The sequence below is a fragment of the Balneola vulgaris DSM 17893 genome (assembly GCF_000375465.1).
Lineage (GTDB): Bacteria > Bacteroidota > Rhodothermia > Balneolales > Balneolaceae > Balneola > Balneola vulgaris.
In genome coordinates, this window is record NZ_AQXH01000001.1 from 358,287 (window position 1) to 370,197 (window position 11,911).

Annotated in this window: 13 protein-coding genes; 9 read left to right on the forward strand and 4 right to left on the reverse strand. The window is 36.4% G+C overall.

What is annotated here, in order from left to right; genetic code table 11:
- Position 1: 1 nt before the first annotated feature.
- Together B155_RS0101665 and B155_RS12740 are read left to right on the forward strand one after the other, a co-directional pair.
- Positions 2-847 (forward strand): HAD-IIA family hydrolase, encoded by an 846-nt coding sequence (locus B155_RS0101665; RefSeq protein WP_018126497.1) that lies wholly within the window; start codon positions 2-4, stop codon positions 845-847.
- Entirely contained in the window at positions 844-1,938 is a 1,095-nt protein-coding gene (locus tag B155_RS12740; RefSeq protein ID WP_018126498.1) for a class I SAM-dependent methyltransferase, read from the forward strand. The genes B155_RS0101665 and B155_RS12740 overlap by 4 nt, the downstream gene beginning before the upstream one ends.
- Positions 1,939-1,944: 6 nt before the next feature.
- On the opposite strand, the gene B155_RS0101675 is transcribed toward B155_RS12740, so the two are convergent.
- Positions 1,945-2,610, reverse strand: coding sequence for an O-methyltransferase (locus B155_RS0101675; protein ID WP_018126499.1), 666 nt, complete (start codon positions 2,608-2,610; stop codon positions 1,945-1,947).
- 119 nt (positions 2,611-2,729) lie between these two features.
- Between B155_RS0101675 and B155_RS0101680 the strand changes: the two genes are divergently transcribed.
- Positions 2,730-3,326 (forward strand): lysophospholipid acyltransferase family protein, encoded by a 597-nt coding sequence (locus B155_RS0101680; RefSeq protein ID WP_018126500.1) that lies wholly within the window; start codon positions 2,730-2,732, stop codon positions 3,324-3,326.
- A gap of 1 nt (position 3,327) precedes the next feature.
- Here B155_RS0101680 and B155_RS0101685 read toward each other — a convergent pair whose 3' ends face one another.
- Positions 3,328-4,398, reverse strand: a complete 1,071-nt coding sequence (locus B155_RS0101685; RefSeq protein ID WP_018126501.1) for a lipocalin-like domain-containing protein — start codon at positions 4,396-4,398, stop codon at positions 3,328-3,330.
- Between the two features lie 60 nt (positions 4,399-4,458).
- Here B155_RS0101685 and B155_RS0101690 point away from each other — a divergent pair, with 60 nt between their 5' ends.
- The 6 genes from B155_RS0101690 (at position 4,459) to B155_RS0101715 (ending at position 10,459) form a co-directional block, all read left to right on the forward strand.
- The gene (locus tag B155_RS0101690) at positions 4,459-5,613 is read left to right on the forward strand and encodes a glycosyltransferase family 2 protein (RefSeq protein WP_018126502.1); all 1,155 of its coding nucleotides are present in this window, start codon (positions 4,459-4,461) and stop codon (positions 5,611-5,613) included.
- A gap of 67 nt (positions 5,614-5,680) precedes the next feature.
- Complete coding sequence (locus B155_RS0101695; protein ID WP_018126503.1) at positions 5,681-6,601, forward strand: tyrosine recombinase XerC; 921 nt, start codon at positions 5,681-5,683, stop codon at positions 6,599-6,601.
- Positions 6,602-6,619: 18 nt separating this feature from the next.
- Positions 6,620-6,919 carry a ribosome hibernation-promoting factor, HPF/YfiA family gene (hpf, locus tag B155_RS0101700; RefSeq protein ID WP_018126504.1) on the forward strand — a complete coding sequence of 100 codons (300 nt, stop codon included), beginning with the start codon at positions 6,620-6,622 and terminating at the stop codon, positions 6,917-6,919.
- 12 nt (positions 6,920-6,931) lie between these two features.
- Positions 6,932-7,963, forward strand: coding sequence for an HPr(Ser) kinase/phosphatase (gene hprK, locus B155_RS0101705; protein WP_018126505.1), 1,032 nt, complete (start codon positions 6,932-6,934; stop codon positions 7,961-7,963).
- A gap of 72 nt (positions 7,964-8,035) precedes the next feature.
- Positions 8,036-9,010, forward strand: coding sequence for a M23 family metallopeptidase (locus tag B155_RS0101710; RefSeq protein WP_018126506.1), 975 nt, complete (start codon positions 8,036-8,038; stop codon positions 9,008-9,010).
- A gap of 69 nt (positions 9,011-9,079) precedes the next feature.
- Positions 9,080-10,459, forward strand: a complete 1,380-nt coding sequence (locus tag B155_RS0101715; protein ID WP_018126507.1) for a M28 family metallopeptidase — start codon at positions 9,080-9,082, stop codon at positions 10,457-10,459.
- A gap of 29 nt (positions 10,460-10,488) precedes the next feature.
- Here B155_RS0101715 and B155_RS0101720 read toward each other — a convergent pair whose 3' ends face one another.
- The gene (locus tag B155_RS0101720) at positions 10,489-11,169 is read right to left on the reverse strand and encodes a TrmH family RNA methyltransferase (protein WP_018126508.1); all 681 of its coding nucleotides are present in this window, start codon (positions 11,167-11,169) and stop codon (positions 10,489-10,491) included.
- A gap of 49 nt (positions 11,170-11,218) precedes the next feature.
- Positions 11,219-11,890 carry a response regulator transcription factor gene (locus tag B155_RS0101725; RefSeq protein ID WP_018126509.1) on the reverse strand — a complete coding sequence of 224 codons (672 nt, stop codon included), beginning with the start codon at positions 11,888-11,890 and terminating at the stop codon, positions 11,219-11,221.
- Between the last annotated feature and the right edge of the window lie 21 nt (positions 11,891-11,911).

Consider the following 11,911-nt stretch of genomic DNA (forward strand, 5'->3'; position numbering starts at 1 on the left):
AATGAGTTACCCTTCATTCTTTGACATTGCCAAACAGTTTAAAGCAATTCTGCTAGATTCTTATGGCGTTATAAAAAATCACAATGGTTTAATAGAAGGAGCAGAAAGAACACTAAAATTTATTCGTGATGAGAAAAAGCTCTTTAGAGTTTTGACGAACGATGCTTCCCGAAGTCCTATACAGCAAATTGAAAAGTATAACGAATTAGGACTTCATGGTATTGAACTTCATGAAATGCTCACTTCAGGTATGATGGCTAAGCATTTCTTAGAACAAAAAATTACTGAAGGACGAATTGCTTATTTGGGCACTGAAAACTCAGCTGATTACATACTCCAATCTGGGCTGGAACATGTGGCGGTAAAAGATATAGATCTAGACCATATAGAAGATATATCTGCCTGTGTTTTCCTAGATGATGAAGGCTTCGACTGGAATACTGATATCAATAAAGTGGTTAACCTTCTTCGTAAAAAGAATATGCCTGTAATACTAGCTAATTCTGACTACTACTATCCTGTTTCATCCAATGATATTGCCATAGCAACTGGAGGAATAGCTAAGTTGGTGGAAAATATGTTAGGTAAGAAATTCATTCATTACGGTAAGCCTGATTCTCAAATGTTTATGTTTGCTTATGAACAGTTAACAAAGGATGGCTTTATCAATAAAGATGAAATTTTAATGGTTGGCGACACATTAGAAACTGACATTCTTGGTGGTAACAAATTTGGTATAAAAACCATGTTAGTACTATCTGGAAATACCAGAGAAGACACTTATAAGTCACAAATTGAAGCCACGGGTATTATCCCAGATTATGTATGTAAGTCAATCATGGAATGATCTATAAAACTAAAGACCGAACATTCAATTTTAAACGTTACCCTTCAACCACGAATAAATCATTACGAGCATGGAATGCCGCCGATGAGCTGCTCCATCAAACTCTTGAAAACCAGGTAGAGCCTCATTCAAAGTTATGTATATCGAATGACCGTTTTGGAGTGTTAGCGAATCTATTCAATACCAATCCAACTCAGCATATCATTGCATACAAAAGCCAAGAAAAGGCACTCTATAAGAATGCTAAGTTGAATGATATCCCGGTTGAGCGGTTACAATTTAGATCTCCACTTGATACGATTGATACCTTTGATTTTGCGCTATTGAAAATCCCAAAATCACTGAATCTATTTGAACTACTTATTCAACAACTTCATAGTGGTATAGCAGATGAAGGCGTAATCTTTGCCGGTTTTATGACCCGCCATTTCTCGCCAAGATTAATAGAGATAGCTGAGTATTATTTTGACTCGGTAGAACAATCAAAAGCGAAAAAGAAAGCTAGAGTATTAACTCTAAAGGGGAAAAAAGACCAACCCGCTAAAGACATAGTTGAATCCATTTTTTATAAAGATTATGATATTAAGCAATATAAAGGTGTGTTTTCATCTGGTCATATTGATTTCGCAACTCAATTTTTCTTAGAGCATTTTGAAGCAAAAGAAAATGAACAGAGTGTTTTAGACTTAGCCTCCGGAAATGGGATAATAGCCAAGGAATTATATGATTCCTTTAAGCCTAATGAACTGCATTTGATGGATGATTCTTTCTTAGCTATTGAATCATCAAAAATGAATCTACCTGATTTACCGAATGAAGCATTTCACTATTCCGACAGTTTAGAAGTGTTCCAAGATCAGAGTATAGACCTCGTTGTTTCTAATCCCCCGTTCCATTTCGGTCATGAAAACAACATTGAAGTGGCCATTCAATTGTTCAAGGGAGTGCAACGCATAATAAAAGAAAATGGTCGATTTGCTATGGTTACGAGTAAACATTTAAACCTATTTACTCATCTAGACCCTTTATTTACATCCACAAGAATTCTAAAAGAGAACGATCGCTTTGTGATCTACGAATGTTTTAAATGATGATATCTATTTAGTTAGCTTTTCAGCTATTAGTAATCCATCCCGAATAGGTAGCAACACTTGTTCAACTTCAGGGTGATCGGCCACAAGTTTATTAAAGTTTGCAATGGCTTCGGCTTTGTGATCTGTTGGGTCAAGAACTGTACCATCCCAAAGCACATTATCAATAACCATTAACCCACCCTCTTTTAATAACGGTAGCGACTGTTCGAAGTAATAGGCGTATCTTAGTTTATCCGCATCCATATAAATTATATCGAATGGTCCATCTAGCTCATTAATTAAGCTCTGAGCATTACCTTTCAATAATTTTATTACACCTTTTTTATCAAATTCAGCAAAATGTTCCTCTGCAATTTTTTGGTAACGAAGGTTCATCTCTATGGTGGTTATCCTTCCTCCTTCTTCTATCGCCTCCGCCATAGCCAATGCCGAATATCCTGTAAAAGTACCAATCTCTAAAATATTCTTTGCTCCCGAAATTCTAATGAGCATTTTTAATATTTGGCTCACTAATTTTCCGCTTAGCATATCAATATATTCTAACTTATCATCGCTTGATGAAATGAGTTTATGAATATCCGAGCTTTCATCCGTTGTGTGATTTTCAGCATATTGCTCAATTTCTGGATGAGTTATTTGAACGATAGGTTTTCCTCTGTGTTTCTTCATGCATCAAAGATAAGGCAGAAGCCCCTATCATCACCAATAAAAGTATCACATTGAGTTTTATACCTTCACAAGAATCTAAGTTTTATATCCACTTCTTTAGTTTATACACGAAATGGCTAATGAAGCGACGTTTTAAAAGAGTTTATATAAAGCAGCACTATACTCCTTCGAAGGCTTCAAAAACTGTGTACTACTTAAATCACAATTCTTGGTGGGATGGTTTAATACCGTTGTATTTGAATAGCTATCATTTTAAGCAACATGCTCGAGCTATCATGGAAGATGAACAAATGATTAAACACCCTTTCTTTTCTAAAATTGGTGCCTTTTCTATAAATCTAAAGGATTCAAAATCAACTATAAGATCACTGAGATATGCCATTAATTCAATGAAACGATCTAACTCGAGTTTATTTATTTATCCAGAAGGTGAAATAACCCCTGTTAGTTCTAATCAACCAACTTTCAAATCAGGCTTAAGTTGGTTATACAAACAAATGGAAGCAGAAGTAGATTTTGTACCAATTGCCTTATATCAACAAACTTTTAGAGACAGCAAACCAGAGTTATACATCTATATTGGTGAGTCTACGAAACCCACAAAAAATCTCACCAATCAAAAACTCACAAATCATTTTGAGTTAGCCTTACAACATCTTCTAACTCAAACTAGAAATGTGGCTGGCTTTACAGATGAAGGATTTAAACCTATTTAGCTTACCAAGTCCAAGGATACATTCGTTTGCTTTTTTGAACCCAGTGTGCTTTTTGGTTCATAAATTGTAAACGCATTCGGACTGCCGGCCAAAATATCTTGTTATAAATTCTTTCAGGTTTAATGTATTCTGATATTCCCGTACTAGTTTTTAACGATTCTCCATTATTTAGCACCGCTTCAGCTATGAACCGTTGATAGAATGGGCCAGAATCAACACAGTGGCTTTGCTGTATATGAACTTGTAGTTCCTTTGAACTCAAACTTATTACTCTCGAAGAACGAAGTCCAAATGGCGTTAATCCTTCTTCTTTCAATTCAATATTCGTGAACTCATTAATGGAACTAGGGTCTTTATTATCAATTAACCAAGCTTGGTACTGACGCCCAGAATTTTGATTCATGATATAATAAATAAGAGTAGCATCGTCGAAATGAAACCTCCCCCAATACCAATCCTCAAAATCATCTTTCATTGGTTTAAAACCAACATTGTGATCATGATACCCTAGCCCTTCAAATTGAATTTCGTGGTTTTTGGTTTTACCACTAATTGTTAAGTCTCCTTTTACCTCAGCTTGCGGTTGTATCAGATTCCAAAGATGATGGTCGTTAGAAGACTTTTGAGCTATAGTGCCCTTTAATAATTTAGGAGACTTAAATGTTAACTGTCCTACTAAGCTAAACCCAGATACTAAAAACTGATCAAAAGTAAGCTTATAGCTGATTCCATCTTGACCTACTGTCCTCTGAAATGCACAATCACCGATCTTATATTCATTGCTTACTTCATTAAATTCGAAATCATTAGCTGAATATTCTTTAAAACTATAGTATTCGGTCTGCTTTTTGTGATAAATAGAAATGCTTACTGCAGGGAAATTATTGGGAGTGGCATTTCTAGATGTTATCCCTTCAATATAATTTGGGGAAAATGGGTTACCTTCATAAAATATTGCAACGATTCCCCAATTTTTATCATTAGTAAGAGCGTCGAAATACCACCATTCATAAGCACCAGATAGCTTATTTTGAAAAGGGCTTTCATCCTTAAAATCAGTAGATATATTCATAGCTTAAAACTTACAATAAAGTGAAGCTTAACCAAAGCAATCTTACATTACGTTCATTATATGTTTGAAATATTTTTATATATCGCTTTAGGGTATCTATTATTTACGAGCACTGTTCTGCTCCGTAATTTATTTGAGTTCAACAAAATAAAAGATTTACCTAATACTAATATTGATACTAAGCCAGCAATTAGTGTATGCATACCTGCGCGGAATGAAGCCAAAGTAATCAAGCGATGTGTTGAATCGATTTTAAATCAAGACTACCCATATCTTGAAGTTCTCGTTCTCGACGATCATTCAACAGATGAAACAAATTCCATTCTTCAGCAGCTGTCAAACGAACACCCAAATCTTACCATATTAAACGGAGCCGCTAAACCTGATGATTGGTTAGGCAAGCCTTGGGCATGCCATCAGCTTAGTGAAGCAGCTACAGGCGATGTTCTCGTTTTCATCGATGCGGATGTATGGCTTGCACGTAATGCACTAACGAAGGCGAGTTCTCAATTCAATCAATTTGATGCCATTACTGTTTGGCCACAACAGATAGTAGAATCCTATTGGGAACGACAAATAATTCCACATATATACTACGCCCTGTACACTCTTCTACCCGCCAAATATGTTGAACGAGATCCTAAATGGATGCCTCAGTCATTAAAATACAAATTAGGTCCAGAGTTCTCGGCTGCATGTGGACAATTTATCGCATTTAAGAAATCCATTTATGAAGAAATTGGTGGTCATAAAGGCATTAAACAATATATTTTAGATGATGTACAACTTGCTAAAGAAGTAAAACGTCAAGGATTTTCACTTCGAATGTTATCTGGAATCAATACCGTTTACTGTAGAATGTATACCAGCTATTCAGAAATATGGAATGGATTACGGAAAAACTTTTTATTGGGCTTTAATAGTACCTTTCTATTTATAGTGATGGGCATACTTCATCTCGTTACATTTATTCTCCCCTACTATGCGTTTTGGGTTGGCTTCAAATCTTCCAGTTCCCCTATAATCATACTTTCATCCATACTAATTTTAATCCCTTGGATACACCGTATGATTCTAAACTATATCTATAAATGGGAGATTTATTCTGCTTTTACACACAGTATTGGAGTTCTCTGGTTTCAACTCCTTGGTATTCGATGTTTGATAGATAGTATAACAGGCAAAAAAGTAGCTTGGAAAGGCCGTAAGGTCTAATTTTTAGACTTCATTATATTTTAATAATCGTTTTCTTTTTTGTGTACGGTTATACATATTCCAACATATGAAAGTGACTATTGATAAATATCTCCGATATTTGAGTGTTGAAAAGAATGCCTCTCCTCACACCATCACTTCGTATGAAAATGATCTCCTCAATTTTCTCGATTTTTGTACCCATCAATTTGAAAAAGAAAGTGATAAAATTGATCTAGCTCAGATAGACCGACTTACTATTAGGCTTTGGTTAGGAAATTTATCTGAAGAGGGATTAGCAAAAAGTAGTATAGCTCGTAAAGTAGCTTCTCTAAGATCATTTTTTAAATACAGTTTTAGTCGAGGGTATATCCAAAAAAATCCAGCTCATCTGTTGGTGGTTCCTAAAAAAGACAAGACACTTCCTAAAACTACTACGCCGGAAGACATCCAACGAATGATGGATGTAGTAAACACAGACACTCCCAAAGGAAAGCAGAGTCGGGCTGTATTGGAACTTTTTTATGCAACGGGTATTCGTTTAAGTGAACTAATTGGTTTAGATATATCACATTTAGATTTACATAAAAAACAAATAACCGTACTTGGTAAAGGCAATAAACAACGCATCATCCCATTAGGTAATAGAGCTTATGAAGCTCTTAAAGATCATCTTGAGACTAAAGAAAAATTGTTTGGAAGCAGAACGGATAACGATGCTTTGAAGGCTGTATTTTTAGCTGGAAACGGACAAAGAATGTATGCACGATACGCTCAACGGATAGTTGAGAAATATTTAAGTAAAACAAGCGAGGTTACACAAAAAAGCCCTCACGTGTTAAGACATAGCTTTGCAACGCATATGCTTAATAACGGGGCAGACATCAGAATCATTAAGGAGTTCCTGGGTCATTCCAATTTATCAGCAACCCAGATCTACACACATACAAGTGTAGAACGCCTCAAGAATGTGTATGAGCATGCACATCCGAGAGCTAAAACAAAATAAAAATAACTAGGAGACACTATGAATATTTCAATAACATCACGCCATTTTGATGCAAGCGAGAATCTTAAAGAATTTAGTATTGGAAGCGTTGAAAAACTCGAACAATTTTACGACAGAATTGTCTCTTGCGATATTATATTAGAACCAACTTCTGATCCCAAGCACCCTCAAAAAGCTGAGATCATTATTAAAGTGCCCAGAAAAGTAATTGCTGTTAATGAGAAAGCCGAGACCTACGAAAAAGCAATTTCAGATGCGGTGGATGTAGCCACTCGTCAAATCAAACGATATAAAGAAAAACTACACGCTGTACATTAATTAACCACATACATGCCATTTTCACCTAGCCAGCCCATTCCCAAAAAAGAACAAATTAGTGTTAGTTACATTGTTCAAAAATTGAAACAGCGTGTTCAAATTAATTTGATTGCATGTACAAACACTGAAACTTCAGAAGATAAATTTGTAACCGAGGCCGATTTACATCGGCCGGGAATGGCGCTAGCAGGGTATGTGGATTTATTTACCTACCAACGAATTCAAATTCTTGGGAATACCGAATCTCAGTTCTTAAATAATTTAGACATTGATAAGCGAAAAGAAGCCTTTTCCTTCATCACTAAATTTGATATACCTGTAATATTCCTAACTGATGGTAACACACTCCCACCTGAGCTCATAGAAATGGCCAATAACGCAGGTATACCCGTCTATACCTCATCCTTAGAAACCACACGATTCATGTTTCTTCTTAGAGATTTTCTAGAAGACCAGTTTGCTGTGCAAACAATGGTTCATGGAGCAATGGTTGATGTTTATGGTATAGGAATCCTTATTACAGGTAAATCAGGTATTGGTAAAAGTGAAGTCGCTTTAGACTTAATTGAACGTGGGCACCGCTTAGTGGCTGACGATGTTGTGATGTTAACCAAAAAGAGTAATGTGTTAATGTCTTCGGCAACGGAGATGAGTAAACATTTTATGGAGATTCGTGGGTTAGGAATCGTTGATGTAATGTCGATGTTTGGTATTCGATCTATTCGATACCAAAAAAGATTAGAGGTAGTGTTAGAATTAACTTTATGGGATGAAACCGAAGACATTGAACGAACAGGATTAAACCATGACTCTGTATCTGTTCTAGATTTAGACATACCATTAATTCAACTCCCTATCACCCCTGGTAAAAACATCACCGTAATTGCAGAAGTAATAGCCATGAATTATTTATTGAAACATTATGGCTACGATCCCGCAAAAGCCTTCCAAGATAGAATTCAATCTCAAATTGCTTTAAAAACTAAAGGAATGCATCAAGGACCTAAAAGAGCTATTGAATACTTTGAAGGTGATTTGGAGTAACATTAGAATGCTTTTACACTCTTTGATAAGAAGCGAGGTTGTTGGTACCTTTTCGAGGATTAAAATTAGTTTATGCCATTAAAGAATCATTTCTATTACGACGAACAAAAATGTGAATTTATACCTATCGAGTATAATAAAGCAGAGCAAGTCGTATATAACTTATCTGTATGGATACTCACGGGTGTGGTATTATCCGGCTTAGGGATAATGCTATTATCCAATTTTGTAGGTACACCTGCTGAATTAGCATTGAAGGCTGAAAATGATGCCCTTGCTGCACAACTTGAAGAGACAAAAGAGTCGATCCTTTCCATTGATGAACAGCTTCAGGAAATAGCTAAAAATGACAACGAAATATATAGATCTGTACTCGGACTAGAAGATATTTCATCTGATGAACGAGAAGCAGGTACAGGTGGTGCGCTCCCAGATGAAGAACTTGATGTATTTTCAGAATCGACGGCAGAGTTATTACGTTGGACCACTAATAAGCTGAATAATCTAGAGCGTAAAATAAATATTCAGAAACTCAGCTTTGAAGAATTGAAGGAAGCCTACAATAATAATGCTGAGAAATTAAAACACATTCCTGCAATTAAACCTACTAAAGGTATTCTTCTAAGTAGCTTTGGAATGCGAGATCATCCAGTGTTAGGTTACACAAGAATGCATGCCGCTGCCGACTTTAGAGCAGACATCGGAAGTGAAGTATATGCTACTGCAAACGGTACCATCAAATATGTTGGCTTAAGAGGTACTCTTGGTCGTATTGTAGTGATAGATCACGGTTATGGATACGAAACACTCTATGCCCATCTTTCTTCGGTTCCAAAAGGATTGAAAAAAGGAAATAAAGTAAACCGTGGAGATCTAATCGCATATTCTGGTAATTCAGGGTTAACAGAAGGTCCGCATCTTCACTATGAAGTACATCTTAATGATATCAAAGTAGATCCTATCAACTACCTATTTGCGGATATCTCACCTGAGGAATATTTGATGTTCAAAGAATTTGCTAAGACAAATACTAAATCAATGGATTAAGTCTCCTAATCCAAGCAATTAATTCTTCTTTTTACTTTCTTCAGCTAATCAAAAAATTAACGTTGAAGAATGCGAAAACATCTACTCCTCCCCTTTCTAATACTATTTCTTAGTACTTCTCTATTTAATTCAGTTGCCCAATCTCACGTCTCGGAACCACAAAGTGATTGGGCTCAAAGCCTAATCAAAGATGCGTTAAAAAGTAATTTTGGGTTTAATCGACTTACGCACTTAACCGATTACTATGGTCCCAGATTAAGTGGCTCAAAAACTTTAGAAGATGCAATTGACTGGATCGTTTCAGAAATGGAAAACGATGGATTTGACCGTGTTTGGAAACAACCTGTAATGGTTCCACATTGGGTTCGAGGTAAAGAATCTGCAATTCTAAACACACCCATAAAAAAAGAATTACCCATGCTTAGTATGGGCGGCAGTGCTGGGACAAATGGGAAAGCCCTTACCGCTGAGGTGTTAGTAGTTACATCTTTTGAAGATCTAGAGAATAAATCTGAATTAGCAAAAGGTAAGATAGTACTCTTTAATGCTCCCTTCACAAGTTATGGCAAAACGGTTCAATATAGAATGAATGGTGCTTCAGCGGCAGCCAAACATGGTGCTATAGCAAGCATAATCGCTTCTGTAGCCTCTTATTCAATGCAAACGCCTCATACTGGCACTATGAACTATGAAGATGGTGTAGCTAAAATTCCACACGCTGCAATTACTGTAGAGGATGCGAATCTCATTGAGCGATTTTCTAAACGAGGTGAAACTGTAGAAATCACCCTCAACATGGAAGCAAAAACTTTAGAAGATGCATTATCCCATAACGTAATTGCCGAAATTAAAGGTAGTGAGTACCCTGATGAAATTATTGTAATGGGTGGACATATAGACTCTTGGGACGTAGGCCAAGGTGCAATGGATGATGGTGGCGGTTGTGTAGCTGCTTGGGAAGCTCTTAGACTTATCAAGCAAAGTGGTATCAGGCCTAAACGAACAATCAGGGTTGTGCTATGGACAAACGAAGAAAATGGATTGCGTGGGGCTAATGAATATCATCGCTGGGTTAAAGAGGAAGAGAAAAGTTTAAACAAACATATACTAGCTATAGAATCAGATAGTGGAGTATTTGACCCCATTGGTTTTGGATTTAGTGGCAGCGATGAAGCCTATAATATACTAGTGGAAATTGGAAAAGAATTACGCAAAGCCGATTCAGGTGAAGTAAGAAAAGGCGGCGGTGGTGCTGATATTGGACCACTTATGCAAGATGGCGTGCCTGGAATGGGACTAGTTGTGGATGGCAGTAAATACTTCTGGTTTCATCATACCGCAGCTGATACGATCGACAAACTGAACATTGATGATTTTAACGAGTCGGTTGCTACCATGGCCGTTTTTGCAGCATTAGTTGCTGATATCACTATTACATTACCACGATAAGAAATCAGTAAAAGAAGCTCGTTATGTTATTAATGAGCTTCTTTATGCTCTTCCATGAATCTCTTAACAAGCTGATCACCCGCTTTAATAGATTTCTTCAACCATTCAATTCTGATTTCAGATTTTTCATTCTCTGATAGCATCCAATCCAAACGTTCTTTTCTTAAACGTGTGGTAGTATCATATAAACATATAGCGGCACTCACTGAAATATTAAAACTTTCACTAAAACCATGCATTGGGATTTTTACGAAAGCATCCGCCTGTTCTTTTACTTGATCGGTCACCCCTTCAAGTTCGGTACCAAATACTAAAGCAATAGGCGTAGATAAGGCTAATTCATTCAGATTAGAATCCTGCTCATGAGGCGTAGTAGCTACAATTTTATAGCCTTTATTTCTTAATTCAGTAAAACATTCAGATACATTATCATGGTTAGTCTTGTTATATCTATGAAGATCTAGCCACTGATCAGCTCCAATAGTTACTTCAGATGAAGCATCGAATTGATTTCGATTTTCAATGATATGCACATCTTGAATCCCAAAGCCATCACAACTACGCAATACCGCACTTGCGTTATGCGGTTGATAGATATCCTCAAGTACAACGGTTATTTTTCGAGTCCGTTGCTCTAATACGTTATTTATTCGATCCCATCGTTCAAGTGAGATGAATTCACGTAAATACTCTTCTAATTCCTTATTCATAAGAATACATAAAAAAGGCCACCAAATGGCGGCCTAATAATAATCTCAATTATTCACATCTAAATGTGAATCCTTTTTTTCTGATTGTTTCAATGTAATCAGTTTCAGTGTACTCACGTATTTTTTTCCTCAAATAGCTGATGTACACATTTATATAATTGGTTTGAGTATCGAAGTGAATATCCCAAACTTTTTCAGCAAGTTCTTCTTGAGTAATAATTCGGTTTTTATTCTTCAAGAAGTAAACCAATAAATTAAACTCATTATTAGTAAGCTGTACTTTCTCATTGTTAACCATGAATTCACGCTTGAGCAGGTCAACTTTGAGTTCGCCACATGTAAGAAGTTGATCACCAGAAGATTCGGTTCTTCTTTTAATCGCCTCCATACGGGCTAAAAGTTCTTCCGTATTAAATGGCTTGGTGAGATAATCATCAGCACCTACTTTTAAGCACTTTACTTTGACGTCTGTTTCTTGTTCACCTGAAAGAACTAATACTGGAGTTGTAATCCCTTCATCTCGAAGATGTTTACAAACTTCATACCCGTCTCCATCTGGTAATCCCAAGTCAAGAACAATCATTTCGTAGTCGTTCTCTACAGCCATTGTTTGTCCATCATGGGCTGTTTCGGCAGTACTTACCGAATTTCCATTGTGCTCTAGAACTGCTTTAACAAGCGTTCTTACGGATGGATCATCTTCAACAACTAGTATATTCATATACAGCTTAACTTATTATTT

Excerpts from the sequence above, each read along its gene's own strand:
- B155_RS0101665 (WP_018126497.1), top strand. The coding sequence starts at position 2 with ATGAGTTACCCTTCATTCTTTGACATTGCCAAACAGTTTAAAGCAATT.
- B155_RS12740 (WP_018126498.1), top strand. The coding sequence starts at position 844 with ATGATCTATAAAACTAAAGACCGAACATTCAATTTTAAACGTTACCCT.
- B155_RS0101675 (WP_018126499.1), bottom strand. The coding sequence starts at position 2,610 with ATGAAGAAACACAGAGGAAAACCTATCGTTCAAATAACTCATCCAGAA.
- B155_RS0101680 (WP_018126500.1), top strand. The coding sequence starts at position 2,730 with ATGAAGCGACGTTTTAAAAGAGTTTATATAAAGCAGCACTATACTCCT.
- B155_RS0101685 (WP_018126501.1), bottom strand. The coding sequence starts at position 4,398 with ATGAATATATCTACTGATTTTAAGGATGAAAGCCCTTTTCAAAATAAG.
- B155_RS0101690 (WP_018126502.1), top strand. The coding sequence starts at position 4,459 with ATGTTTGAAATATTTTTATATATCGCTTTAGGGTATCTATTATTTACG.
- B155_RS0101695 (WP_018126503.1), top strand. The coding sequence starts at position 5,681 with ATGAAAGTGACTATTGATAAATATCTCCGATATTTGAGTGTTGAAAAG.
- hpf (WP_018126504.1), top strand. The coding sequence starts at position 6,620 with ATGAATATTTCAATAACATCACGCCATTTTGATGCAAGCGAGAATCTT.
- hprK (WP_018126505.1), top strand. The coding sequence starts at position 6,932 with ATGCCATTTTCACCTAGCCAGCCCATTCCCAAAAAAGAACAAATTAGT.
- B155_RS0101710 (WP_018126506.1), top strand. The coding sequence starts at position 8,036 with ATGCCATTAAAGAATCATTTCTATTACGACGAACAAAAATGTGAATTT.
- B155_RS0101715 (WP_018126507.1), top strand. The coding sequence starts at position 9,080 with ATGCGAAAACATCTACTCCTCCCCTTTCTAATACTATTTCTTAGTACT.
- B155_RS0101720 (WP_018126508.1), bottom strand. The coding sequence starts at position 11,169 with ATGAATAAGGAATTAGAAGAGTATTTACGTGAATTCATCTCACTTGAA.
- B155_RS0101725 (WP_018126509.1), bottom strand. The coding sequence starts at position 11,890 with ATGAATATACTAGTTGTTGAAGATGATCCATCCGTAAGAACGCTTGTT.